The 24,314-nt window shown below is 52.3% G+C and carries 24 protein-coding genes; 16 read left to right on the top strand and 8 right to left on the bottom strand.

The features are described 5' to 3' along the window. Nucleotide 1: 1 nt before the first annotated feature. Nucleotides 2-790 carry a pyridoxal kinase gene (locus N24_RS05285; RefSeq protein WP_096454966.1) on the top strand — a complete coding sequence of 263 codons (789 nt, stop codon included), beginning with the start codon at nucleotides 2-4 and terminating at the stop codon, nucleotides 788-790. Here the strand turns inward: N24_RS05285 and N24_RS05290 are convergent. Continuing rightward, on the bottom strand, nucleotides 787-1,272 hold the full coding sequence (locus N24_RS05290) for a peroxiredoxin family protein (protein WP_096454968.1): 486 nt from the start codon (nucleotides 1,270-1,272) through the stop codon (nucleotides 787-789). The genes N24_RS05285 and N24_RS05290 overlap by 4 nt on opposite strands. A 77-nt stretch (nucleotides 1,273-1,349) precedes the next feature. Here N24_RS05290 and N24_RS05295 point away from each other — a divergent pair, with 77 nt between their 5' ends. The 3 genes from N24_RS05295 (at nucleotide 1,350) to ppk2 (ending at nucleotide 3,084) form a co-directional block, all read left to right on the top strand. Next, complete coding sequence (locus N24_RS05295; RefSeq protein ID WP_197702375.1) at nucleotides 1,350-1,673, top strand: putative quinol monooxygenase; 324 nt, start codon at nucleotides 1,350-1,352, stop codon at nucleotides 1,671-1,673. 64 nt (nucleotides 1,674-1,737) lie between these two features. Then, nucleotides 1,738-2,061: a putative quinol monooxygenase gene (locus N24_RS05300; RefSeq protein ID WP_096454972.1), complete on the top strand. Its 324-nt coding sequence runs from the start codon at nucleotides 1,738-1,740 to the stop codon at nucleotides 2,059-2,061. A gap of 102 nt (nucleotides 2,062-2,163) precedes the next feature. Beyond that, nucleotides 2,164-3,084, top strand: a complete 921-nt coding sequence (gene ppk2, locus N24_RS05305) for a polyphosphate kinase 2 (protein ID WP_096454974.1) — start codon at nucleotides 2,164-2,166, stop codon at nucleotides 3,082-3,084. 375 nt (nucleotides 3,085-3,459) lie between these two features. Here ppk2 and N24_RS05310 read toward each other — a convergent pair whose 3' ends face one another. After that, complete coding sequence (locus N24_RS05310) at nucleotides 3,460-4,254, bottom strand: Cof-type HAD-IIB family hydrolase (protein ID WP_096454976.1); 795 nt, start codon at nucleotides 4,252-4,254, stop codon at nucleotides 3,460-3,462. Between the two features lie 103 nt (nucleotides 4,255-4,357). On the opposite strand from N24_RS05310, the gene N24_RS05315 reads away from it, so the two are divergent. Together N24_RS05315 and N24_RS05320 are read left to right on the top strand one after the other, a co-directional pair. Further along, the gene (locus N24_RS05315) at nucleotides 4,358-5,365 is read left to right on the top strand and encodes an enoyl-CoA hydratase/isomerase family protein (protein ID WP_096454978.1); all 1,008 of its coding nucleotides are present in this window, start codon (nucleotides 4,358-4,360) and stop codon (nucleotides 5,363-5,365) included. Between the two features lie 80 nt (nucleotides 5,366-5,445). Continuing rightward, nucleotides 5,446-6,168, top strand: coding sequence for a hypothetical protein (locus N24_RS05320; protein ID WP_096454980.1), 723 nt, complete (start codon nucleotides 5,446-5,448; stop codon nucleotides 6,166-6,168). On the opposite strand, the gene N24_RS05325 is transcribed toward N24_RS05320, so the two are convergent. Then, nucleotides 6,165-7,361, bottom strand: a complete 1,197-nt coding sequence (locus N24_RS05325) for a DUF6882 domain-containing protein (protein ID WP_096454982.1) — start codon at nucleotides 7,359-7,361, stop codon at nucleotides 6,165-6,167. The genes N24_RS05320 and N24_RS05325 overlap by 4 nt on opposite strands. A gap of 127 nt (nucleotides 7,362-7,488) precedes the next feature. On the opposite strand from N24_RS05325, the gene N24_RS05330 reads away from it, so the two are divergent. Continuing rightward, entirely contained in the window at nucleotides 7,489-8,943 is a 1,455-nt protein-coding gene (locus N24_RS05330; RefSeq protein ID WP_096454984.1) for an alpha/beta hydrolase, read from the top strand. Nucleotides 8,944-8,981: 38 nt separating this feature from the next. Here N24_RS05330 and N24_RS05335 read toward each other — a convergent pair whose 3' ends face one another. Together N24_RS05335 and N24_RS05340 are read right to left on the bottom strand one after the other, a co-directional pair. Continuing rightward, on the bottom strand, nucleotides 8,982-9,569 hold the full coding sequence (locus N24_RS05335; RefSeq protein ID WP_408607587.1) for a TetR/AcrR family transcriptional regulator: 588 nt from the start codon (nucleotides 9,567-9,569) through the stop codon (nucleotides 8,982-8,984). Continuing rightward, nucleotides 9,550-11,925 carry an MMPL family transporter gene (locus N24_RS05340; RefSeq protein ID WP_096454986.1) on the bottom strand — a complete coding sequence of 792 codons (2,376 nt, stop codon included), beginning with the start codon at nucleotides 11,923-11,925 and terminating at the stop codon, nucleotides 9,550-9,552. The genes N24_RS05335 and N24_RS05340 overlap by 20 nt, the downstream gene beginning before the upstream one ends. Nucleotides 11,926-12,162: 237 nt before the next feature. On the opposite strand from N24_RS05340, the gene rraA reads away from it, so the two are divergent. Both rraA and N24_RS05350 read left to right on the top strand, forming a co-directional pair. Further along, the gene (rraA, locus tag N24_RS05345) at nucleotides 12,163-12,669 is read left to right on the top strand and encodes a ribonuclease E activity regulator RraA (RefSeq protein ID WP_096454988.1); all 507 of its coding nucleotides are present in this window, start codon (nucleotides 12,163-12,165) and stop codon (nucleotides 12,667-12,669) included. Between the two features lie 161 nt (nucleotides 12,670-12,830). After that, the gene (locus tag N24_RS05350) at nucleotides 12,831-13,481 is read left to right on the top strand and encodes a hypothetical protein (protein WP_197702376.1); all 651 of its coding nucleotides are present in this window, start codon (nucleotides 12,831-12,833) and stop codon (nucleotides 13,479-13,481) included. Nucleotides 13,482-13,516: 35 nt separating this feature from the next. Here N24_RS05350 and N24_RS05355 read toward each other — a convergent pair whose 3' ends face one another. Continuing rightward, nucleotides 13,517-14,032: a DUF2199 domain-containing protein gene (locus N24_RS05355; RefSeq protein WP_096454990.1), complete on the bottom strand. Its 516-nt coding sequence runs from the start codon at nucleotides 14,030-14,032 to the stop codon at nucleotides 13,517-13,519. 294 nt (nucleotides 14,033-14,326) lie between these two features. Here N24_RS05355 and N24_RS05360 point away from each other — a divergent pair, with 294 nt between their 5' ends. Continuing rightward, nucleotides 14,327-15,946: an HNH endonuclease signature motif containing protein gene (locus N24_RS05360; RefSeq protein WP_096454992.1), complete on the top strand. Its 1,620-nt coding sequence runs from the start codon at nucleotides 14,327-14,329 to the stop codon at nucleotides 15,944-15,946. Nucleotides 15,947-16,072: 126 nt separating this feature from the next. Here the strand turns inward: N24_RS05360 and N24_RS05365 are convergent, their stop codons facing one another. After that, nucleotides 16,073-17,731, bottom strand: a complete 1,659-nt coding sequence (locus tag N24_RS05365; RefSeq protein WP_096454994.1) for a peptide chain release factor 3 — start codon at nucleotides 17,729-17,731, stop codon at nucleotides 16,073-16,075. A gap of 228 nt (nucleotides 17,732-17,959) precedes the next feature. On the opposite strand from N24_RS05365, the gene urtA reads away from it, so the two are divergent. From urtA to urtE, 5 genes are read left to right on the top strand one after another with little or no spacing between them, the layout of a single operon-like run. Then, nucleotides 17,960-19,231, top strand: a complete 1,272-nt coding sequence (gene urtA, locus N24_RS05370; protein WP_096454996.1) for an urea ABC transporter substrate-binding protein — start codon at nucleotides 17,960-17,962, stop codon at nucleotides 19,229-19,231. Nucleotides 19,232-19,241: 10 nt separating this feature from the next. Beyond that, a complete protein-coding gene (urtB, locus tag N24_RS05375) occupies nucleotides 19,242-20,126 on the top strand; it encodes an urea ABC transporter permease subunit UrtB (RefSeq protein ID WP_096454998.1) in 885 nt (294 codons plus the stop codon). Continuing rightward, entirely contained in the window at nucleotides 20,123-21,190 is a 1,068-nt protein-coding gene (gene urtC, locus N24_RS05380) for an urea ABC transporter permease subunit UrtC (protein WP_096455000.1), read from the top strand. The genes urtB and urtC overlap by 4 nt, the downstream gene beginning before the upstream one ends. Further along, nucleotides 21,187-21,915 carry an urea ABC transporter ATP-binding protein UrtD gene (gene urtD, locus N24_RS05385; RefSeq protein WP_096455002.1) on the top strand — a complete coding sequence of 243 codons (729 nt, stop codon included), beginning with the start codon at nucleotides 21,187-21,189 and terminating at the stop codon, nucleotides 21,913-21,915. Before urtC ends, urtD begins: the two co-directional genes overlap by 4 nt. A 7-nt stretch (nucleotides 21,916-21,922) precedes the next feature. After that, a complete protein-coding gene (gene urtE / locus N24_RS05390) occupies nucleotides 21,923-22,624 on the top strand; it encodes an urea ABC transporter ATP-binding subunit UrtE (protein ID WP_096455004.1) in 702 nt (233 codons plus the stop codon). Here the strand turns inward: urtE and pth are convergent. Then, on the bottom strand, nucleotides 22,621-23,235 hold the full coding sequence (pth, locus tag N24_RS05395) for an aminoacyl-tRNA hydrolase (RefSeq protein WP_096455006.1): 615 nt from the start codon (nucleotides 23,233-23,235) through the stop codon (nucleotides 22,621-22,623). The two genes, urtE and pth, sit on opposite strands and share 4 nt — an antisense overlap. Before the next feature lie 29 nt (nucleotides 23,236-23,264). Between pth and N24_RS05400 the strand changes: the two genes are divergently transcribed. Then, nucleotides 23,265-24,290 (top strand): NAD(P)H-dependent flavin oxidoreductase, encoded by a 1,026-nt coding sequence (locus tag N24_RS05400; protein ID WP_096455008.1) that lies wholly within the window; start codon nucleotides 23,265-23,267, stop codon nucleotides 24,288-24,290. Nucleotides 24,291-24,314: the final 24 nt, after the last annotated feature.

The raw sequence follows: 24,314 nt of genomic DNA on the forward strand, positions 1-24,314 counted from the left end.
TATGGCATTTGTTGGCGAGGACATTGTGAGACAACGCGAACTGCTGGAGTTTGATCAGCGTCGCGCCGATGTGGTGATGATCGGAAGCCAGGTAGTCTATGGCTCGGTCGGGCTAAGCGCTGCCATTCCGGTAATGCACAACGAAAGCCTTCGCGTAGTGGCTGTGCCCACCGTGGTATTAAGTTCCATGCCTCGTTATGCCAGCTCACACCGCCAACCGATGTCAGATCAATGGCTTTCAGACACTCTGAAAGATCTGGTGGATTTGGGCATAATTGATGAGGTTTCCACGATTTCCACCGGCTATTTCGCCTCCGCTTCCCAGGTGCAGGTGGTAGCTAAGTGGCTGCAGGGAATCCGCGAGACTCATCCACATGTGCGCATCGTGGTGGACCCGGTCATGGGCGATAGCGACGTAGGAATTTATGTTGCCGATGACATCGCCACCGCAATCTGTCAGGACTTATGCCCACTTGCCACCGGCATTATTCCGAATGCTTTCGAGTTTGCGCACATGGCCGGCGATTCGGAATCGCTTTTTGGACCGTTTGGCGAGTGGATCATCATCACCAGCGCATCAGAAACAGCAGGCACGACCATAACGCGCATCATCACCCGCGACACCGTCCGAGAAATCGCATCAGCCACCGTCGACACCACAGTCAAAGGGGCAGGCGACGTTTACGCCGCAGCATTAATCGCCGCATTGCACAAAGATTTTTCGCTTATCGACGCCGCCACCCACGCCTCCAACACCGTCCGCGCCGGCCTGCAGACCAAAGCGCTTTAGGAATCTTCTTTTTCCGATAACAAACTGCCAAGCAGCAATCCCAGCACAAAATCATCAACCTGCCCGAATTGCACCTGTCGGATCCGACCTTTTCGATCCGCCAAAATAATGCTCGGTGTGCCCTCCAAGCGGTACTTTTTCATCGTCGATGGAATGCGTTGCCCCTCCCGAGGCTTATCCACAGCCACCGGGAACTTGATCCCAAATTCATCGATGAACACCTTCAAAGCTTCCGGCGTCATCACCTCATGGTGTTCAAACACACTGTGCAGCCCGATGACTTGCACCTGTGATTCATCAATCATGTGGTGAATTTTTTTAGCTTGGGGGACACCATGATTAACACACCCAGGGCACAGCATTTGAAATACTTCAACTAACACAACTTTCCCACGCAGATCTTCATTGCTTAGACCTTCGTGGTTGACCCATTCCTGAACATCCAATTCAAGCAGCGGGGCATCATCTAGCGAACTTGTCATTAATCTGCCTCCCATAATTGTTGTGTGCGGGACCACTGACACTCAGCCTAGTCTGAACTGACGGTACAATCAGAGGCGTGATTTTGATTAACGTGAAATTCAAGCCATTGCCAGAATACGTAGACACATTCCGCGAACAGGTAGCAGAGTTCACGGAAAAGACCCGAGCAGAAGAAGGAAATATCTTCTTCGACTGGTCTGTAAACACAGACAACCCTAACGAATTCATCCTCATTGAAGCATTCCATGACGGTGCAGCTGAAGCTCACGTCAATAGCGACCACTTCAAGGCAGCATGTGAATTGTTCCCAACAATCTTGTCTGAAACTCCAGAGATCATTAACACCCTGATCGAAGGCAAGACTGAATGGGACCGTATGGCGGAGTTCTCCGTCGACTAAATATCACCTTTGCTGGTTGGCTAATTCCAGGTAAAATGTTTGTGAAACAAAGTAGGCTTGAAGTATGCATATCGTCAACATTCGCTTCAAGCCCAAGGCCAAGTACGTGGATACTTTCCGCTACACAGTAGATAGATTCACTGAGTCAACCAGGACAGAGGAAGGCTGTCTCTACTTTGATTGGTTCCGTAACACTGATTACCCGGGTGAATACCTTGTGATCGGTGTGTGGACGGATGAAGGAGCTAAAGAACACCAAAAGAGTGAACACTTCTTGCGAGCTCAGGAAACTCTTCCACCTTTGTTGCAGCAAACTCCGATGATCATTCAGAGCGAGTTTTCCAAGAAGAAGGGTTGGGAACGTTTCCACGATTTCACCGTCTACTGAATTGATTGGCAAAAGGCTTTGTTGTTAGAGAAATTGCACTAATAACAAAGCCTTTTGTATGTTTCGGTTAATCTCTGCCTATTGACCTTGTACCCTTGAAACATGGGAAAGAAAACAGAGGGACAGGAACTGCCTGAGTTCCGGAAGAATCCACCAAAGCTGGATAAAAAAGCTTATGAAAAAGAACTAAAAAGACTTCAAGCTGAACTTGTTGATTTGCAGCAATGGGTCGTGGAAACCGGTGCACGCGTAGTCATCGTCATGGAGGGTCGCGATGCCGCTGGTAAAGGTTCCGCGATCAAACGCATAACGCAGTACCTCAACCCCAGATCCGCAAGGATTGAGGCGTTGCCTACCCCAAACTCTCGGGAAAAAGGGCAGTGGTACTTCCAGCGTTACATTGAAAAACTACCGACTGCTGGTGAAATCGTCATCTTTGATCGCTCCTGGTATAACCGTGCCGGCGTCGAGCGTGTAATGGGGTTTTGCACCTCCCAAGAGTATCGACGATTCCTCCACCAAGCCCCAATTTTTGAACGCCTCCTAGTTGAAGACGGCATTCACCTGCGCAAGTACTGGTTCTCTGTATCTGATGAAGAACAGATTGAACGCTTCCAAGATCGCCTGAGTGATCCGCTGCGCAGATGGAAACTCTCACCAATGGATCTGCAGTCAATTACCCGGTGGGAGGATTACTCACGTGCAAAAGATGAGATGTTCATCCACACCGACATCCCTTCGGCACCGTGGTACACCGTGGAATCTGAAGACAAGAAGCGTTCGCGTATCAACGTAATTTCGCATCTGCTCTCCACGATTCCTTATGAAAAGATCGATCGACCGTTGCCGGAGATCCCTCACCGACCAGATTCTGAATCTGATTACGTGCGTCCTCCACGTGATGAGTTCCGTTATGTCCCAGATGTGGCAGCACATTTGGAAGAAAAACGCATTCAAAAGGAAGAGAAATCCAAGAAGAAGGATTCCGAGAAGGGTAAAGGCAAAAAGAAGTCCAAGAAATAGATGGGGCAGCCTAGCTTTCAATCACACGGTCTAATCCCTGCTCAATAAGAAGCAACTTTGGAGGGAACGTATATGCGAATATTCGTTCTGAAATGCTCGCCAGCCATTTTGGTCGAATATTTGCACTAAGGTGAGCGGTTCGTGCAAATATTCGTTCGATTTAGAGCTTCACTTATGCTAGGTAATCCGATTCTTGATCAGCAAACCTACAGGTTTCACAATTGCCCCACTAGCCCCAAAATAGGCACCCGTCATAATCGCCCTCAAGCGCTCAAACAGGCGCAATCCATACAAAGAGTCATGCGCCATACTCCGACCCCTTAAATCGCCTTCTACAGCTTGGGTGCCCAAACCCCCAAGCTGCAGATGAAGCCCTTAACTGTTCAACAGCTTATCCAGCACCACGACAACACCCTCATCGACGTTGGATGGAGCAATTTCGTCTGCTAATTCCAAAATGTCCGGGTGGGCATTGGACATGGCATAGGATTTTCCGGCAGCCTTGATCAATTCAGTATCGTTCAAATAATCGCCAAAGACTAAGGTTTGGGATTCTTCCAGGCCTAAAGCGTCGCGCAGTTTTGCTAAAGCCTGACCTTTGTTGGCTGAAGGATCCATAACATCTACCCAATGTTGGCCGGATACGACAACGTTGGCGTTGGGTGCGGCTGCCCGGATGATTGGAGCACAGTCCTTTTCGGCATCTTGGAAAGTAAAGATAGCGACCTTGATTACTTCATTATTGACTGCTTCGTGGAGGTCTTTAACCTCTTCGATAGAAACGTAATATTTCAAACCTTCAGCGCGGAAGGCGTCGTCATTGCGTTCAACATAGGCGCGTTCTGGGCGGCAGACAACTACTCCCATATCGATTTCAGACGCGCGTACGGCATCAATGATTGAGTGAACAGTGTCGTTATCGAGGGTGGTCAAAGAGATAATTTCGCCATTGTGGGCTACGACGGTGCCATTCTCTGCGATATAGGAAATGGGTTCACCAACATGCTGGAATTGCTTTTGTAGGGTGGCTAGTTGGCGGCCACTGGCAGGGGCGAAAGCGATACCTTTTTCACGCATTTGTTTCAGAATGTCCCAAAATTTCTCTGGAACTTCGTGGTGGGTGTTTAAAAGCGTGCCGTCCATGTCTGTCGCGACGAGGCGAAAGTCCATTTGTTTGGATTCCTTTCCGATTATGTCTCGATTTCCCATTCTGTCACACCGGACTTGGTTAAACACGCGCGCAGAATCCCTGTGATGTGCCACACTGGTTTTCATGACTCAAGTTGTTAATACATTCATTCAGCAATCCACTGGTGTGGTGGAACTTAATCGTCCTAAAGCTCTTAACTCGCTTAATCAGGAAATGATTGACATTGTTTCGAAAGCGCTCGATGCCTGGGTGGATGTTGATCAGGTGAAACAGGTGCTTATCTATTCCACTTCTGAGCGTGCCTTTTGCGCGGGCGGGGACGTACGGGCAGTGCGCGAAAGTGTCCTGAATGGTGATGTAGCTGCGGGGGATAAGTACTTCACGGATGAGTTTGTGATGAACAATGTGTTGGGAACGTATCCAAAGCCTGTGATTTCTGTTATCAACGGCGTGGCGATGGGTGGCGGTTTGGGAATTTCAATCCATGGCTCCCACCGCATCATTACCGGAAACGCTTTTGCATCGATGCCCGAAATGGCGATTGGATATGTCCCTGATGTCGGGTTCACTTATTTCGCGCAGCGTGCATCTTCGCTGGCTGTCGCTACATTTTTGGCTACTACTGGCTGGCTTATGAGCCCCGCGGATATGTTGTGGGCAGGTGTTGCAACGCACTATATCGATGCAGAAAACACCCAAGTATTCATTGACACGGTCATTGGCGATTCGCTCGATGCGGCGCTGGAAAAATTCTCCACGCAACCAAAAGACAGCAGCGAGCTGGCCGGCCTTACCAGCCAGATTGAGGAGACCTTTGGGTTAAGCTCTTGGGCGCTTATCGACGCCTCCCTCCGGTCCCACCCTGACCAATCATTTGTCTCTAAGACTCGTGAGCTTTTGGCTTCTGCGGCTCCCGCTTCGGTAGTGGCAACAGTAAAACTCATGCACCAAAACAGTAAAGCAACCACTCTGCGAGAAGGATTAGACAATGAACTAGCGATGTCACTGTTTATGATCCGTCAACCGGATTTTGTTGAAGGTGTGCGTGCTGTGTTGGTGGATAAGGATCGAAACGCATCTTTTACACCTGATAATTTTGAAGATGTTGATGAGTCACAATTCATAAAATAGCCCAACTTTTGATAGCGTAGCAGTGGCTCTTTCGATTGATGGGGCCACTGTATACACAATGCTTGAAGAAGGGTAGGGCAGTGAAGCCGCTGGGCAAGATCGCCGTTCCCTGGGCGTGGTACCTGGGAATTGTTGGGATCATCATTTTCGATGTGGTAGCAGCAATAACCATGCTCGCCCTCGTGCCAACAAAAATGCCCGACAGAGTAAACAGCGGACTTGTTGCTTTAGGTGGTTCTTACGCGCCCCCGATGAATCGAGAAACGTTGGTGGCTAGAGTCATCGCCGGTGCGGTGCTGATTCTGGTTATTTCCCTCGGGGTGTCGTTGCTGATTTCTGCGCAATCTAAAAACCTTGCGGCAGACCATCCGGAAGCTTCCGCAGTGCAATTAGCCAGGCGCTGGTCCTTTTTGAACAATATCCAAAGCTGCATTGGGTGGTTCAGTTTCTTTTTGGCAGCGATTTTAAGTATTTCTGCCCTCAGACTTAATGGGCCTGGTGTTGTCGGACATTTTGAGATGGCAGTGTATATCATCGCGATCGCAGTACTTGCCTGGACATTGATGGTGTCTTTGCGGCGAGGGCAAATGCTGATTGATCGTGCGATTCCGATTCGTGAAGATGATTCCCAGTTGAAGTGGGGGATCATCTACCACGATGCCTCCGACAAGCGGGTGTTTGTAGAACTCGAAGACGGCCACACGACTGTCATCAATATGGCCCGCGGGGGAGCCTGGCTTTTAATCGGTGTGATGGTGTTGCCAGCGTTAGCCGTCGTCGCGTGGGTTCTCCTGGGAAATTAACCCACTTTTATCAGGCGATCTCCTTCAAAAGTGACATTGATTTGTTGACCTTCGACGGTGATCGCAAAGCCATCGAAGGGGAGTTCGCGGTGTGCAGCGTAGGAGGCTACGGCACGGCGAGCATCAATATCACTTGGTAGCCGGTGGTACAAGGTTGCTTCCACTGCCGCATGCGAGGCTGGTGGGAGGTGAAGTCGTGGATGATCAAGAAGTAGGACCACGGCAGTGCCATCTTCTTGGCGAACCACAGCGTGGGTCCACACTCGCAGTACCTGTTTAGCCACGTCAATAAGATCGAAGGCTTGGGCTTGATCAACAGTGATTTCTGGGTTGGTTAAAAGGAGAAGTCCGTTGTCGTAACCGAAACGAGCAAGACCAGCGGTGGCTTGCCCGTCGAGTTCACGCAATGACCACGCCCATACCCATCGGGATCCATCGATAACTGCCAAAGGTAGGGCGCGGACTTGGTGTTCGTTTTCTACGGTCGCAACGTTAGTGTCTGAATTAAATGTGACATTGTGAGAGGAAGAGATGGCGTCGAAAAGCAATTGGTGCTCAGCGGACATGAAGGCCGCATCTGCGCGCACATCGCGTAAGCCCAGCCCACCTGTTATTTCGATGATTTGTCCCTCTTGCAGCAAAATTGAGGTGCCGTCGCTGAAAGCGATGCGGTTGTGTTCAAACCGGATGCCTAAGTTTCGGAATGCTGCGAAAGAGCTTAAAGCTCTTTTGTGATCCATGCCGGGCCGCAGTCGAGGTAGTGCTTCGATGAGGCCGCGGCGGGCGTCGTCAAGCTTAGGGGTGTGGTTGATGATAACTAGGGCGCTGCGGCCGTTGCACAGAGGTGCGATAAACGCTGGCGCATTGTTATACAGCGTGCGTGCTGCGGTGATCAGATCGTCATGAAGAGGCTGCACACCGTGTAATTCCGGGATACTTAAGTCCTGGCCGCGGGTGCTGACCCATTCTAATTCTTGGCCGTCAATCCACGCGATGACCTCACCCGTGGTATCAAAATGCGCGCCCGCAGCCCGATTGATGCGCACATTGGCGGAAGTGGCATCGTCGGAAAGATTAAACTCAACTCCAGTAACACGACCTAATTGGGCAGCAAACGCCTGGTCAATGCATGATTGGCCGAGGACGCCGTCGGTGATGACATCGATGAGGGACGTGGGGCGCGGAATTTCCATGCCTTTAAGGATATGCGCGATAAAAATTTTTGGGGATTTTGGGGCAGGTTGTTACAAATTCATCTATCTGTGAAGATATGACAAGTGCATGTAGAAAATTATGCATAACGAACAGGAAGAGTAAACAGTGCGTAAAGGAAAGTCCAGCGTCCTCTCAGTTGCCGTTGCTTGTTCAATCGGATTCGGAATGACCCTAGCGGGTACCGGCGTCGCCACAGCGCAAGAAGCTGCGTATGACTACGGCATGGATCCGAGTATGAACTACAACCCAATCGACGACATCAAAGACCGCCCAGAAGGCTTGACCAATCTTCCTTATTTTGGAAGTAAATTAACCAGCTGGGGATCCTCCGATGCCAGCGCGTCATCTGGTTTTGTGACCTCAGCTCGACCGCAGTACACCGATCCGCGGTACCCCGATGGCAAAGATGCATTGCCCAAAGCAACAATCGATATGAATCCTGAAGTGCTGGCACGACTGGAACGATTCGTCGGAGTAGACGGGGATCGCATCCGCCAGATCAACGCGTATTCGCCATCCATGGGTCGAACCATCCCGCTCGTGTGGGTCGTTCCAGAAGATACCTCAGTACCACGCCCAACCGTGTACGCGCTTGGAGGCGGTGACGGTGGCCAAGGTGGACAAAACTGGGTATCTAGCACCGATCTGGATGAGCTGACCAGCGAAAACAACCTCAACCTCATCTTGCCGATGCTCGGCTCTTACAGCTTCTTTGCTGACTGGGTAGGCGAAAGCGAAGACATGGGCGGGGCGCAACAGTGGGAAACTTTCCTCACACACGAACTGCCTGAGCCGCTAGAAGCGGCCATCGGGGGAGACGGGCAACGCAGCATCCTAGGCATGTCCATGTCCGGGGGCTCGGTGCTTAACTTTGCGACGCACAACCCCAACTTTTACTCATCTGTCGGCTCATTTTCTGGATGTGCCGAAACCAATTCATGGATGGGACGACGCGGCATCGCAGCCACCGCCTACAACGGCAATGTTGTGCCAGAACAGATCTTTGGAGAAGTAGACAGCGATTACTCTCGCTACAATGATCCTTTGCTCAACGCCGCGAAACTAGAAGAACAAGACAACCTCTATATCTTCTCCGGCTCCGGCATCTTCTCTGAAATTGATGTCATCGGTGACAATGCACCAATCGATGAGGATGCATTTAAAAACCGCGTGCTTGTCGGATTTGAGATCGAAGCAATGTCCAATACATGCACCCACAACCTCAAAGCCGCAACTGATCAAATGGGCATTGAAAACATCAACTATGATTTCCGCCCAACCGGAACCCACTCATGGGACTACTGGAATGAAGCACTTCATCGCTTCTACCCACTCATGATGCAAGGGTTTGGCCTTGATGGTGGCCCTATTCCGACTTACAACCCGAACGGCGTAACCTCCAGCGAGTCTTCTTCAGAGCTTTCCTCTGACGTAAGCCTTGGTACCGTAATCGGAAGTGCAACAGGTAGCTCCCAAAGCTCCGAGGTTGGCAGCAGTGTCCGTGAAGTAATTGCAGGAAGTTCCGGATCTAGCCAATCCGCTGGAAGCTTCTACGAATAAGAAAAAAATGTGGTGTCTTTGATAAGACACCACATTTTTTATCTCTTGATCCAACTACACGCCCGACGGATCAATGCAACCCCATCTTCAACATCCCGAGGCTCAGGGTGCCGATAAAAAGTTTGCAAAGAAGTAGCAATAGCTGCCGCATTCAAGTGAATCAAAATAGCAGCATCAAACTCATCGAGGTGTGGATCCCTCGCTCTCAGGAATTTCACCAACGGATCAATCAACACATCTCTGTCGAGGCTGCAGGTGGTTGACTCTAGAGTTTCTAAGATCTCACCGATGCGAAACATAGCGCTGAAGGAATTCAACTCACTATCGCCATCGCGCAAATGGGTGACAACTAACTGTTCGATAGCATCCCTGGGATCGAGTTCAACTGGCAATTTATCCAACTGCGCAGTTAATTCTTGAACCCGAATAACCATGAACTCAAACAGAGCATCTTCCCGCGACTGGAAATAGTTATGAAAAGTTCTGGGGGAGACCCCGGCTGCCGCCGCTATCGAGGCAACCGTGAGCGCCTCGGGGCCGTCAAACAAGGCAATCTTAGCCGCAGCGCGTGATAACGCTGCCCGCGTAGCAGCCTTTTTAGTTTCTCTAAGCCCCGACACCTGCATTTTCCTTCAATTCCTTGGTGCGAGTTTCATCCAACTCAGTCAGACCCTCGCCCTCAACATCAACGTTTGGAAGGATCTTATCCAACCACTTAGGCAGCCACCAAGCCTTGTCATCCAGCAAGAACATCGTGGCTGGGATGATCATCATGCGAACGATGAAGGCATCGAAGAACACAGCAACAGCCAGCGCAAAGCCCATGGTCTTAATAAACGCCATGTCTTGTGCCATAAACGCGGCGAACACCGAGACCATGATCAGCGCTGCAGCGGTGACCACGCGGGCACCATGCTTGAAACCATTCGATGTTGCATTTCCAGCTGTCTTGCCCTTGGTAAAGCCTTCACGCATGCGGGTTACTAGGAAGATCTGGTAATCCATCGCTAGACCAAACACCAGGCCGATGAGCATGATTGGGAGGAAGGATAGCAGCGGCTGTGGATCGTTAATGAGGCCGAAAGCGCCTTCCTGGAAGATAGCCACCGTTGCACCAAAGGTTGCGATAACTGATAAACCGAAGCCAAGAGCTGCGATCAAAGGCACCCAAATGGAACGGAACACCAGCAACAGCACGAGGAATGCAAGCACCAAAACGATAAGCACATAAGGAACGAGGACGTCGCCGAGACGCTCAGAAATGTCATCATAGATTGGGGTCACACCAGTGACTCCGTATGTTGCACCAGTTTCATCTTCGAAGCTTTGAACATCTGCGCGCAAGGTAGCCAATGTGTCAGAAGTGCGCTCGTCGATGGCATCGAATTCTGGAGTAATCAGAATCTGTGCGGTATCGAAATTCTCAGTGGTTTGGGTGATCTGAGCATTCTTTACACCATCGGTGTTTAAGAATTGCTCGACTGCTTGGCCGTATACCAAGGGGCGTTCTTCCTCTGAGACGTTCGTGGCGTCGACAAGCGCAATCATGGGCGCATTGCGGCCCGGGCCGAACGCATCTGCCGTCAAATCATAGGCGGTGCGTGGCGCGCTGCCCAGCGTGGCCGTGCCGTCAGTCGGCATGGCCAGGCGCATATTGGTCGCAGGAATTGCGATTGCACCGAGCAAAACGACGCCAACCAGCAGGTATGCAACCGGCATCTTGCGCACAAGGCGAACCCACTTCAGACCCATCGTGGGTTTTTCATCCTCAGGGTCTGGAACCTTAGGCCCTGGCACGCGCGCGGCGAAAATGCGAGTGCTAAGCAATCCGAGAAGTGCTGGGAGGAACGTGAGCGCAACAAGCACCGCGATGGCAACAGTAATCGCAGCTGCAATCGCCATGACGGTAAGGAATGGAATATTAATAATCGACAGAGCAACCAGCGCGATCAACACCGTGGTGCCTGCGAAGACAACCGCAGAACCCGCAGTACCCACAGCCATACCCATCGCGTGCGCACGCGTCGCTAGAGGCATGGTGCGCAAACGCTGCGCCAATTCCTTTGGCTCCAAATCATTAGAACCAGTCTGCGAAATCAACTCATTGCGGAAACGCGACACAATGAACAACGCGTAGTCGATACCGACCGCAAGACCGATCATCGAAGCCAAAGTAGGCGTCATATCGTTGACAGAATCAGTAAATGCTGTTGCCAACTGAATGCCCATGATGCCGATACCCACGCCAATAATCGCAGAAATCAACGGCATACCAGCGGCAATAAATGAACCGAAAGTGACGATCAGAACAACGGCGGCAACTAGCAGACCAATGAGCTCAGAAGTCATATTCAAGCTGGTTGCAGCAGCTCCAAAGACGTTGCCGTTGTAGACAACCGTGAGGTCGCCGTCATCGTATTCATCAAGAATGTTGGTGACTTTTTCGCGATCCTCCACAGAGACATCCATGGCGGTATCAGCATCAAAAGTCATGGAGATAATGCCAGTGGTTTCATCCGGGCTAAGCGGGCTCACCGCCTCAATATCAGCTGCGATCTTTTCTGCAGGAACACCCTGAGCTTCCAGAGCAGGAGTCATTTGAGCAGCAAGACCTTGGGAAGCCAACACGGGGTCAACGATAGAATCAGGGTCCTGCAACACACCAGTTGCACGAACCTCTTCCAGCATCTGGTTTACCTCAGCCTGAACCTCTGGATCGGTGAGGGTTTTTCCTTCCGGTGCCTGGATAACTACCGAGCCAGTTGGCGCTGACGTTGCATCGTCTGAGCCAGGGAAGCGTTCCTGCATCTTTTCCATGGTTGTGACCGAATCGAGGCCAGGAATGGAAAAGCTACTCGACGTTGGCTTGGCATACAGGCCAGCCAAAGTTGTTATGCCGATCAGAATGACCAGCCAGACCGCAAGAAAGGGCCACTTCTTTTGATAGGCCGTAGAGCCTAACTTATAGAGGAATTTTGCCACAATTGTCCTTTAAAGATTGGAGAGGTTGTTTTACTTCTGCCGTTGCTGAAATGAGTTGCGAGAAATGGATGGAATTTTTCGCAGACAAGGAAATTTTGCGCAACGTGTGCAAGTTTAGCTTTGTGCAAGGGCTGGTTTAAAGCTCAGATGGAGCAATGTGTCCAATGGCGGTTTCGGGATGGATTGTGGGGTAAATCTCGATTTTGCAGGACAAGCATACTGTTTTCGATCTATGCTGTGGTCATGACTCAAAACACGCCAGGATTCATTGCAACAGCAGACCTCGTAGACATCATCGGTGACGACGCGCAATCATGCGATACCCAATTTCAAGACCTTGGAGGACTGAAAGAATTCCACGGAACGATCACCACTGTGAAATGCCTTCAAGACAACGCGCTGCTGAAATCCATCTTGAGTGAGGACAACCCTGGGGGAGTACTGGTTATCGACGGTGATGCCTCCGTGCACACTGCACTAGTCGGCGACATTATTGCCGGTCTTGGAAAGGAACACGGTTGGTCTGGAGTAATTGTCAACGGCGCAATCCGCGACTCCGCAGTCATCGGCACCATGGACTTCGGCTGCAAAGCGCTCGGAACCAACCCGCGGAAATCAACCAAAACCGGATCAGGAGACCGGGACGTAGTGGTCTCGATCGGTGGCATCGACTTCATTCCCGGACATTACGTTTACGCAGATTCTGATGGAATTATTGTTACTGAAGCGCCAGTGGAGCAGTAGTTTGTTTGACGGGTAATTTGTTTAGGCGGTAACACAATTGGGGATTGTGGCCGATTCTTCAAGCAAGGGTAATGTCGAAATGTCTAAGCAGCTCGACTTGTATATCCCTGCTTGAACCTAAAAACTGCCGTCGATCAAAGGTGTCCCAATTGTTTCATGCCGTGAGTTTCGCTCTATTGGACTCAGTAAATGTCCTGCTCATTGGCATAATTGTTGCAATTGCCGCACTTTTGCCCCGGAAGGGAAAATATGGGCCAATCGCTACGCTGTTAGTTGCAGGCGACTGGCTCGGCGTTTTCCTCCTCAGTATCTTGGTGATGCTCGTCTTCGATGGCCTTGAGGGGGTAGTTCAAGGCTTTCTCGACTCAATTTGGTTTGGTCTCATACTTCTTGCAACCGGTATCGTTTCTTTCATAGCCACTCTGGTGTCCAAAACTGACAGCACTAGAAAACTTGATGGATTCCTGGCACCAGTAAAAACCCCAAGCTGGAAAACCGTTGGAGCTGGACTAATTTTGGGAATTGTCCAGTCCGCGACATCACTTCCGTTTTATGCCGGGCTTGGATACTTAAGTGTTGGAAACTTTGGCCCAGCAATTCAATATGGCGGACTCGTGGTCTATGCGACCTTAGCGTTGAGCTTGCCGATTATCGTAGCGATTCTCGTTGGCTTAGTTCGAAAGTATCCGGAAAGTCCAGTTGGTAGATTGTTTGAGCTGGTTGGGAAAAACAAAGAGCGAGTTACAAAATGGGCTGGTTACTTCGTGGCACTCGTGTTGTGTGTGATGGGTATTGCCTCGATGTTGAAGTAAATGTTGTAGGTAATGCACTTGGTTAGTGCACTCGGTTAATGCACGTACCCGTGGATCGCAAGGAACCAGCTGTTGATTCTTAGGTCAGCTTCCCTTGAAGAAATTCCATTGGTGAAGTCTTGGTACATGCTTGATGTTTCCTCCAGTGGCTGGAAATGAGGATAGAAGTCCTCATGCTTTACCGTCAATAGAACTGGCGTCCCGTACGAATCTTCTAGTCCAGGGAACTTACTGGCGAGAAGTCCAGGGAGGCGAACCTTTCTCATCCCGTTGCGGTAATTGAGATAGGTGATTAAATCGGCATGTTCAACTTCAACCCAGCCGCCATAATCAAGCTTTTTCTTACCGCCATCGATGGGAATTTCGATATTAGATTTGATGAAATGGCGTTTAGGCTTCGGGTATAAAATTTGACAGACGGAAGATCCTGTAGAAACTCGATCACCACGTTCCAGGGCTTCGATGACGGGATCCGGGAATTTTAGATTGAGTGCTGGAGCCCCGAAATGAGTTTCTCCACAGTGCCCGCAGTAGTAGTGGCCTGGTTTCATGATGTGTCTCCTTAGGTCTTAGGGTGGTTGACACTTCATAGGCTACGAGGAAAAAGGGGAGTAGCGGGTTCTGCGACTGCTAGTCCTGTGGATAACTAGCTTGTCGGATTTGATACCTGGGGATAACCCTCTGTGACCTGGAAAATTTGGGAAATGTAGGGAATGATTGGACGTAATTCTGCCTTCGTCCTGTATTGAATAAGTGTTTGCATATCACCCTTGCGTTCGAACACATGGGCGGGTAGGGTAGGTGATAACAACAAAACGGGGACCCACAGGGAAAGGGGGGACACCATGAGCATTAGCACCCACGTCAACGCAATCACCACCGCACTACACGCCATCGATAATCACCTGGCAGCACTACTAGACGCTGACGGTGTCACCCTCGAGCACTACACACCCCTCGAGCCAGACCTTGTAGCACTCGAACACGCCATCAACCACCACGCCACCATCGCAGCACAAGCCACAGCACTGGCAGAACGCACCAACGCCGCCCACACCATCGGCTCCACCCACCTCATCGACTACCTCACCACCACCTTCGGCCTATCAAAAAAAGGCGCCCACCACCGCATCACCCTCGCCCACACCCTCTACCCCACCACAGGCAAAACCAGCAGTAGCACCAGTGGTGAAAGTGGCAGCGATACTGACTCCGGTGGTGATTCTGGGGATTCCGGTGGTGATGACCCTGACCCAGAACCCAACCCAGGGGATACCGGTACAGGCAATGACACTGATGGCAATGACCAGCCCGATGGTGGCTCAGGTGGCTCAGGTGGCAAGTCGCAGATCAGCGCGGAAAAACACGCCATCATCACCGAAGAACTCACCCACCTCAACCCCAATACCACACCCAGCTACGACCAGCTGCGCCACCAAGCACTCACCCACGCCATCTGGCGCACCCCAGAAGACCTACGCACCTGGCTACGCAACCAAATACGCACAGCTAACAACGCTCACCCCGATCGCATCACCGCGATGAGCAAACGCTACCTGGCGTTTAGTAAACCCGATGCCAACAACATGGTCCGCATCAGCGGCCTGATCCCTGCTACCACCGCAGCACTAATCGCAGCGAACACCGCACCCTTAACCAAACGCGGCAACCTGGTCGATACCCCACCAGCAGACGATACCCGCAGCCGTGGACAACGCCATGCTGACGCACTGCACCACATCATGGAGATCTACAACCAAGGCATTGTTACCCCAGCACGCGGTGGCACAGCCAGCATCATCATCTCCATGACCACCGATGACATCAACGACATCAACACCACCGACCCCACTAACAGTAATGGTGGTAGCAGCCCACTGAACAAGCTGTACCCCACCAACACCGGGTACGCACTCAACCTGGCAGAAATCATGAATCTGATCGCTGCGAAATACGACTTCGCTGTGCTGCTTGATGGACCAACCGGGCAAGCGTTGAATGTTAACCGGATGCAACGCTCAGCGAATCTCATGCAGCGGATTGCGTTGTTCGCCTCAGAGTTAGTGTGTAGTGCCCCGCATTGTGATCGCCCGCAGTTAGAGTGCGAGGTTCATCATCTTGACCCGTGGGTTAAAGGTGGGTTGACCAACCTGGTGAACTTAACCCAGCAGTGTTATAACCATCATCCCCGTATTGATGATTCACGTAGTGGGGTCAATGGGAAAGGCTATATGGACCGCGATCCTGATACAGGTCGGGCAGCGCATTATCCTGCGGATGGTTCAGGTCCGGTGTGTAACCGCTCTGCTGCATCAGATAGTTCAGGTGGTGCGTGGGCGAGACGTAAACACCACGGCCCACCACCACACCACCAACCACCACACCACCCACCACCGGATCCACCAGGACCACCAGACGATGTACCGGGTGATGTGTCTAGTCCTGCTGTCGATACCCTGTTTTAGCCTGTGCCTGTTACCAGCCGCTGTAGTGTGCCTGGTACCGGGCACACACCCCTGCCCACAGCCCGAGGCACCAGACCCCAGCCACCAACAACCCAGACGTCGACAAGCACACTCCCGACAAGTAAATTACTCAGCTACCAGCGACTCCAGCACGAAATCAGGGTGCTCCTTCTCGATGAAGGACAGGCGCCACTTGTCGCTGAACAGGGCAATCAGCTCTCCGTCGGTGCGGGTGAAGATTTCCACGCCGCGCTGCTTCGCCAGTTCAGGTGCGGTTTCGGCAGTTGTGCGGCGGGCGACGGTGTAAGGAATTGGGTCGGCAACCGTTTCGACGTTGTATTCCACTTCCATGCGGGCCTGCATCACTTCGAACTGCATCGGACCGACCGCAGCCATGACTGGGTTGGCGTCGCCGCGCAGGTCGTTTTTGAGGATCTGGACAACGCCTTCGGAATCCAGCTGCTCGAGGGCTTTGCGGAACTGCTTGTATTTGCCAAGTGATTTGGCGCGCAGGATGCGGAAGTGCTCTGGGGCGAACTTCGGCATTGGTGGGTATTGGATTTTTCGGCCTTCGTAGATGGTGTCGCCTGGTGCGAGTGCGCCGGCGTTGACGAGGCCGACGATGTCGCCAGGGAAGGCAGTTTCGACGGTGGAGCGGGTGCGGCCGAAGACGGTGAGGGCGTATTTGGTGGAGAAGCTGCGGCCGGATTGGGAGTGGGTGACTTGCATGCCGCGGTCGAATTCGCCGGAGACTACGCGCATGAAGGCGAGGGTGTCGCGGTGGTTTTTGTCCATGCCGGCTTGCACTTTGAATACGACGCCAGAGAAATCATCGGTGGTGTCGCGGTGCTCATCCATTGCGGAGGTGGCGGCTTCAAGTGCTTTGGGGTCGGCGTCGCGGCCGGCGGGCGATGGTGCGAGTTGGCAGAGGGTGTCCAGGATTTGGTGGACGCCGAAGTTGAGCATCGCGGAGGCGAAGATCAGTGGGGAGGTGGTGCAGTTGAGGAAGAGTTCTTGGTCGTGGACAGCGCCGTCGGCGGCGAGGAGTTCGGCTTCTTCGGTGGCGTTTTCCCAGACTTCGCCTTCGCGTTCGGTGGCTTCTTCTGGGGTGTAGAAGTTTTCTGGGGCGATGGTGGAGCCGCCGGCGGTGCGGGTGAAGTGGATGTATTCTTCGGCTTCGCCGTCGTTGTTGATGCGGGCAAGTCCTCGGAAGTCGCCGGCTTCACCGACTGGCCAGAATAGTGGGGTTGGTTGGAGTTCGATTTCTTTGACGATTTCGTCGACGAGCTCGAGTGGGGTGCGGCCGACGCGGTCCCATTTGTTGATCACGGTGATGATCGGCAGTCCGCGGGCTTTGCAGACGCGGAAGAGTTGGAGGGTTTGGGGTTCAAGTCCTTTGGCGGCGTCGATAAGCATGACGGCGGCGTCGACGGCCATAAGCACGCGGTAGGTGTCTTCGGAGAAGTCGGCGTGACCTGGGGTGTCAACGAGGTTGATCATGAAGGGTTCGCCTTCGTGGCCTTCTGGTGCGTACTCGAATTGGAGTGCGGACGAGGCGATGGAGATGCCGCGGTCTTTTTCCATTTCCATCCAGTCGGAGACTGTCGCTTTGCGTCCTGCTTTGCCGTGTGTGGCGCCGGCTTCGGAGATGATGTGTGCGTGCAGCGCCAATGCCTCGGTCAGGGTGGATTTACCGGCGTCGGGGTGTGCGATTACGGCGAATGTTCTGCGGCGGTGCGCCTCTGCGGCGGTTGTGGCAGTGGTGGCGGAATTGGCGGTGCTCATGAATATCAAGAATAGCGGGTTGTAGGCGCTCGGCCATAGTCGCCCCAGCTCAGGCATTTTGTGCGCCGGCGTTGCCTGCTTATCGACGCCTCCCCCTGTCGTCCCCAATTCGGGGGTGACTGAAATGTAATGCACATCACCACATTTAAGCTCAAAAACAATTACCTATAGGCTGACAGAAACTCTAAAAACTATAGAGCTATAGAAACCTGAACTTCGGAGGTATCCATGACCCGTCTCATTGGTAAACAAGTACTCACCATCACGGCCGTCTCAGCAATGACGCTGGCCTTGGCATCATGCACCCGCGCAGTGGATGCAACCTCCGCAGATGGAACCGCGAGCAACACCGCTGCTTCCTGTGTGGATACATCCGGTGACACCATCAAGATCGGTTTCATCAACTCCTTGTCTGGAACCATGGCAATCTCTGAAACCACCGTCAATCAGTCTCTGCACATGGCTGCCGATGAAATCAACGCAGCCGGCGGTGTCCTGGGTAAACAACTGGTGATTTCTGAAGAAGACGGCGCCAGCGAACCCGCCACCTTTGCCGAGCGTTCCCAGCGCCTCATCCAACAAGAATGTGTTGCAGCGGTGTTCGGTGGCTGGACGTCCGCCTCCCGCAAAGCAATGCTTCCAGTCTTTGAGGGCAATAACTCCTTGCTGTTTTACCCAGTGCAGTACGAGGGCATGGAATCTTCGCCAAATATTTTCTACACCGGTGCTACCACCAACCAGCAGATCATTCCTGCCCTTGACTATTTGCGCGAAAACGGCCTCAACCGCCTGTTCCTCGTTGGTTCAGACTATGTTTTCCCACGCACTGCCAACTCGATTATCAAGGACTACGCAGAAGCCAACGGCATGGAAATCGTCGGGGAAGATTACGCACCTTTGGGATCTACTGACTTCACCACGATTGCCAACCGCATGCGCGATTCCAACGCCGACGCCGTGTTTAACACCCTCAACGGTGATTCGAACGTGGCATTTTTCCGCCAGTACAACAGCCTTGGATTCAACGCCGACACGCTACCTGTGATGTCCGTATCCATTGCTGAGGAAGAAGTCGGTGGCATTGGCACTGCCAATATCGAAGGCCAACTGGTGGCGTGGGACTACTACCAAACAGTGGATACACCAGAAAATGCGACCTTTGTGGAGAACTTCAAGGAGCTTTACGGCCAGGATCGTGTGACCTCTGATCCGATGGAAGCTGCCTACACCAGCCTGTACCTCTGGAAAGAAATGGTAGAAAAGGCCGACTCCTTTGAGGTCGCTGCAATTCAGGAAGCCGCCGATGGAACGACCTTTGCCGCACCGGAAGGAACCGTGGTGGTTGATGGGGATAACAACCACATCTCAAAGACCCCGCGCATTGGTCGAATTCGCCCTGATGGATTGATCGACACCATTTGGGAAACAGATTCTCCCGTTGATCCTGATCCGTTCTTATCGTCCTACGACTGGGCTAACACTACCTCCGCTACGTCTTAAAGGTGAGCTCATGGATATTTTATTTAATCAGCTGGTCGCAGGGCTTTCAGTCGGCTCCGTGCTGCTGCTTGTCGCCGTAGGTTTGTCCCTGACGTTTGGGCAAATGGGCGTGATCAATATGGCGCATGGTGAATTCATCATGGTTGGTGCCTATACCGCGTTTGTTGTTCAACTTGTTGTGGGGGCTGCTGGAATCTCGCTGCTGGTCAGTATTCCCTTGGCCTTTATCATTGGTGGGCTTTTCGGAGTGGTCCTGGAGCAGTTCTTGCTTCGCTACCTGTACCACCGGCCGCTAGATACGCTGTTGGCCACCTTTGGAATTGGTTTGATACTGCAGCAAGTGGCACGTGATATTTTCGGCGCTCCCGCAGTCGATGTTCGGGCCCCTGAGTTTTTGCGTGGAAACGTTGAAATCTTCGGTGTCCTGGTTCCCACAGCACGATTGTTTATTTTGGCTCTGGCCATTGCCTCGGTTACCGCACTGGCTATTTTTCTCAACCGAACAGCGTGGGGCCGACGCATCCGCGCAGTGGTGCTCAACCGTGACTTGGCAGAAACCACAGGCATTGATACCCGCGCGACCGACCGTATGACTTTCTTCGTGGGATCTGGACTAGCCGGAATCGCTGGTGTTGCCATCACTTTGATCGGGGCGACTGGCCCCACAATTGGCCAAAACTACATTGTGGATGCATTCCTTGTTGTTGCCGCCGGTGGCATTGGGCGCGTCAAAGGTGCCGTGATCATGGCGTTTGCTCTGGGCATAATGCAGGCCTTTGTGGAATATACGACAGGGGCGAGCCTAGCTAAGTTCATTGTCCTTATCGCGGTGGTTGCTTTCTTGCAGTTTAGGCCTCAAGGACTTTTCCAAACTCAAACTAGGAGCCTCGTATGAGCATCCAATTGAAAAAACCCGCAAAAAAGAGCGTGAAGCCGAAACTTAGCGTCGTTAATGCTCCCACGCTGCGCGTGGCTGCGCTGGGCCTGGCCGGACTCGCCGCTGTGTTGCTGTGCGCCCCGCTGTTTTTGTCTACTTTTCAGCTGACGTTGATGTCGCGGTTGGTGTGTTATGCCATCGTGGCAGTCGGAATCGGCTTGGCCTGGGGTAGGGGTGGAATGCTCACCTTGGGCCAGGGCGTGTTCTTTGGAATTGGTGCGTACATCATGGCGATGCACATGCTGTTTAGTGATGCGCAACTTTTTGGCGGCGCGCCTGTTCCAGCATGGTGGTCCATTTTTGCCCATCCAGCTATCGCACTTGCTGCGGTGCTTGTAGTTCCCGGAATCCTAGCTTTTGTTATTGGGTTTTCCATTTTCAAACGACGCATCAAAGGTGCCTACTTCGCGATCGTGAACCAGGCATTAGCCGCAGCCGTTGTGGTGTTGCTGGTTGGTCAGCAAGATTCACTCGGAGGTTCCAATGGTTTATCGGGTTTTAGATCGTTTATGGGGTTCGCGGTTTATGACCCCATCAACCGCATCATGTTTTACTTCACGGCAGTCGCGGTCCTCCTGGGGTTGGTGGCTATCTCATATTGGCTCATGCGCAGCCGCTATGGAGAATTGCTCGTGGCCACTAGAGATGCCGAAGAACGCGTGCGATTTTTAGGTTATGATCCCGCGCTGATCAAGACAGCAGCGTACGTGATTGCCGCAATGATTGCAGGTATTGCCGGCGCACTATTTGTTCCGATCGTGGGCATTATTTCCCCAGCTGAAATCGGTGTGGTTCCGTCCATCGTGTTTGTTATCGCGGTGGCTGCTGGTGGCAGGGCCTCACTTTTTGGACCCGTAATTGGTGCCCTTGTTTTGGGGTGGGTGGAATCTAGCTTGGCCCAAACATTTCCCAGCATGTGGTCGTATTTCCAAGGCGCAATCTTGGTCATCGTCATCGTTTTGCTTCCGGGTGGAATCGCATCAATAACATTTAAACGCAGCAGAAAGGCCACGCAATCATGAGCCTTGAAATTACCAACCTCAAAGTTGCTTTCGGATCTTTTATCGCCGTAAATGAGATCAGTTTCCAAGTACTTCCCGGTGATGTACATTTTCTTATCGGAGCCAACGGTGCAGGAAAAACTACCTGTATCGATGCCATCAGCGGGTTAGCGCCGGGGCAAGGGTCAGTGAGTTTGGATGGCACGGAGATTCTAGGAACCCCGGTTCATCGCATCGCACGAATGGGTGTGGGACGTACATTCCAAACAGCCAGTGTTTTTGAAGAGTTGTCGGTTTTACAAAATTTGGACATTGCGTGCGGGATTCACCGTCCTTTGCGTGCACTGTTGGGAGTGCGGCACCAGATCAACCCACGCATTGAACATGCTTTGGATGTCACTGGTCTTGATCATCTTGTTAATGCGCAGGCGGGCACCCTTTCGCATGGGCAGAAGCAGTGGTTGGAAATCGCGATGCTGTTGGTCCAAGACGCTCAAGTGCTCATGCTCGATGAGCCGGTGGCCGGCATGAGTGAGGAGGAACGCATTGCAACAGGTGAGCTTTTACAGAAGGTGGCTCATGGTCGCATCGTCTTAGTTGTTGAGCACGACATGGAATTTATGCGCCGGTTTGCCACTCGCGTCACTGTGATGAATCGCGGCCAGATCTTGTGTGAAGGCTCGGTTGATGAGATCCAGGCGAATCCAGATGTGCAGTCTATTTATTTAGGTACCGCAGGGAAGTGAGCTAGTCATGCTTGAAATTTCTAATATATGTGCAGGTTATGGGCGCACCGAGGTGTTGCATTCGCTATCTATTTCAACAGGCAACAGCGGGATTTTGTCCATCCTTGGGCATAATGGCGCGGGCAAATCCACGTTGCTGCGCGCGGCAGTTGGGCTGATCAAGCCGACCTCTGGATCGGTGAAATTGTTTGGCCAGGATGTCACCTCGACCTCCACGCACGAGCGGGTTAAATTGGGCATGGCTTATGTGCCGCAGGGGCAGCAATCCTTTACCCAGCTTAGCTGCATGGAAAATTTACAGGTCGTCGCTGATTTGCAAGGGCGTGCGGGCCGGGAGCGAATCGCCGAGGCACTAGATCGTTTCCCGGCGCTAACGCAGGTGCTTGACCGCCAAGCGGGGCTGCTTTCCGGTGGTCAGCGCCAGCAGCTCGCGATCGCCCGCGCGCTGATCACGGCGCCAAAGATTTTGCTTCTCGACGAACCCACCGAGGGAATCCAACCATCGGTGGTTGCTGAAATCCAGCGAACCATTATTGATTTAGCTAATGATGGAATGAGCATTGTCCTGGTTGAGCAAAATATTGGTTTTGCGTTGGAGGCCGCCAGTAATTACGCCATTGTTGCCAGAGGCCAGGTTGTGGCAACAGGCCAAGGTGGCGAAACCACGGTGGAAAAGCAAGAGAAGGTGCGTGAGTCGTTAGCTATCTAGCGGCTATGGATGGAATTTTGGGCAGCAGATAAGCCCTTTTCCACCACTATGTCTACGGCCTCTGCAGCTAGTGCGATGCCCGGCTGGTCATGATCGACAGGTTCAAGCACATAGTCAGGCACCGCCATTCCGGCAGGAGGACGTGAAATGCCAATGCGCACCCGCACATAATCCCTGGTCCCTAGTTCTTGGGTCAGGGATTTTAATCCGTTGTGTCCGTTTTCATTTCCGCCCATTTTTAACCGCACTTTACCAGCTGGGAGGTCAAGTTCATCGTGGATGACAATGATGCGCTCAGGTGGAATACCTAAAGCTTTAGCAAGTGGTGCTACTCCCTGACCGGAGTGGTTCATGAAGGTAGTAGAGCGCACGGCGAGCACCTCAGGTGCAAGCTGGGTTGTGAGGGCCTTGTAGCCCGTGATGGGGGTAAGAGGTGACTGCTGGTGGGCGTCGATAAGCATGTCTTGGCACATATAGCCGACGTTGTGCCGGGTGGATTCGTATTTGGCACCTGGGTTGCCGAGGCCTACAACCAGCCAGTTTGCGCTTGGAAGCGCGGGTTTTGGGGAAAAGAGTGCTTGGATTTTAGACAAAAAACTCACGGGAGTCATCCTAAGCCAGGCGCGCCTAGGATGGTGCCATGAGTATCCTCGACAGTTTAAAAACTCCTGTTATTGTCGCTCCGATGGCGGGCGGACCGTCTACTCCGGCGCTGGTTAATGCAGCTGCTGAGGCTGGTTCTTTGGGTTTCTTAGCTGGTGGTGTAATGCCGGTTGAGCAGCTAAAACAAGAGCTAGCGGAGGTAAAAGGTGTTTTTGGGGTCAATCTTTTTCGGCCTCAAAGCGATACGCCAAAACCATCGGATATTGATGAGCTAGCGGGGTTGCTCTCTTCACCGTTTCGGCAGTACGGACTTAATGAACCCACCGTGCCCACGCCCGATTTAACAAATGGGTGGGAGGAGAAATTCGCTGCGGTGCTTGGTGCGAAACCCGCTGTTTTTTCCTGTACATTTGGCATTTTTAGCTCGGAAGAATTCGCGCAGATTAAAGATGCAGGCATTGAGGCGTGGGTGACGGTGACTAACCCTGAAGATGCTGTGACAGCGCAAAAAGCGGGTGCCGATGCGCTTGTTGTTCAAGGACCAGAAGCAGGCGGGCATCGCTCCACTTGGACTATCGGTGAGGAACCAGATGAGCGCGACCTCGCAACCCTTATCCAGGCGGTAAAGCAGGCCGGTGTGGAGATCCCACTTATTGCAGCTGGTGGTCTATCAACCGCTTCCGATGTGGCAGCAATCCTGGACAAAGGAGCTAGCGCCGCTTCTTGTGGTTCGGCGTTTTTGCTCAGCCCCGAAGCGGGGACTAGTGCCTTAAACCGTGAGATTTTAGATGCTGCTCCGGCGCTTGGTTTGGAATCGGTGTCATCACGCGCCTTTTCTGGACGTTTTGCCAGGGGAGTGGAAACACAATTTACAAGATCGAATGAGGGGTTACCCCCGTTGTACCCGTACCTCAACCCAATGATCACATCTTTGCGAAAGGCGGCGGGTAGTGCAGGGAACTGGGATTACGCCTACTGCCTGGTCGGAGTGGGCCTGGAATCGATTGCAAAGACAAGCGCGAAACAGATACTTGAATCATTGACACCTTCCGCTTTGAGCTAGTGTTGGGGGGAGGGTTTTAACCTA

This window comes from Corynebacterium suranareeae (assembly GCF_002355155.1).
Taxonomy (GTDB): Bacteria; Actinomycetota; Actinomycetes; order Mycobacteriales; family Mycobacteriaceae; genus Corynebacterium; species Corynebacterium suranareeae.

Coding starts and splice junctions, on each gene's coding strand:
- N24_RS05335 (WP_408607587.1), bottom strand. CDS start 9,569: ATGCAGGTGTCGGGGCTTAGAGAAACTAAAAAGGCTGCTACGCGGGCA.
- urtE (WP_096455004.1), top strand. CDS start 21,923: ATGCTTGAAATTTCTAATATATGTGCAGGTTATGGGCGCACCGAGGTG.
- urtA (WP_096454996.1), top strand. CDS start 17,960: ATGACCCGTCTCATTGGTAAACAAGTACTCACCATCACGGCCGTCTCA.
- N24_RS05300 (WP_096454972.1), top strand. CDS start 1,738: ATGCATATCGTCAACATTCGCTTCAAGCCCAAGGCCAAGTACGTGGAT.
- N24_RS05290 (WP_096454968.1), bottom strand. CDS start 1,272: ATGACAAGTTCGCTAGATGATGCCCCGCTGCTTGAATTGGATGTTCAG.
- N24_RS05360 (WP_096454992.1), top strand. CDS start 14,327: ATGAGCATTAGCACCCACGTCAACGCAATCACCACCGCACTACACGCC.
- N24_RS05285 (WP_096454966.1), top strand. CDS start 2: ATGGCATTTGTTGGCGAGGACATTGTGAGACAACGCGAACTGCTGGAG.
- N24_RS05315 (WP_096454978.1), top strand. CDS start 4,358: ATGACTCAAGTTGTTAATACATTCATTCAGCAATCCACTGGTGTGGTG.
- urtC (WP_096455000.1), top strand. CDS start 20,123: ATGAGCATCCAATTGAAAAAACCCGCAAAAAAGAGCGTGAAGCCGAAA.
- N24_RS05400 (WP_096455008.1), top strand. CDS start 23,265: ATGAGTATCCTCGACAGTTTAAAAACTCCTGTTATTGTCGCTCCGATG.
- N24_RS05365 (WP_096454994.1), bottom strand. CDS start 17,731: ATGAGCACCGCCAATTCCGCCACCACTGCCACAACCGCCGCAGAGGCG.
- ppk2 (WP_096454974.1), top strand. CDS start 2,164: ATGGGAAAGAAAACAGAGGGACAGGAACTGCCTGAGTTCCGGAAGAAT.
- urtB (WP_096454998.1), top strand. CDS start 19,242: ATGGATATTTTATTTAATCAGCTGGTCGCAGGGCTTTCAGTCGGCTCC.
- N24_RS05355 (WP_096454990.1), bottom strand. CDS start 14,032: ATGAAACCAGGCCACTACTACTGCGGGCACTGTGGAGAAACTCATTTC.
- N24_RS05325 (WP_096454982.1), bottom strand. CDS start 7,361: ATGGAAATTCCGCGCCCCACGTCCCTCATCGATGTCATCACCGACGGC.
- N24_RS05310 (WP_096454976.1), bottom strand. CDS start 4,254: ATGGACTTTCGCCTCGTCGCGACAGACATGGACGGCACGCTTTTAAAC.
- pth (WP_096455006.1), bottom strand. CDS start 23,235: ATGACTCCCGTGAGTTTTTTGTCTAAAATCCAAGCACTCTTTTCCCCA.
- urtD (WP_096455002.1), top strand. CDS start 21,187: ATGAGCCTTGAAATTACCAACCTCAAAGTTGCTTTCGGATCTTTTATC.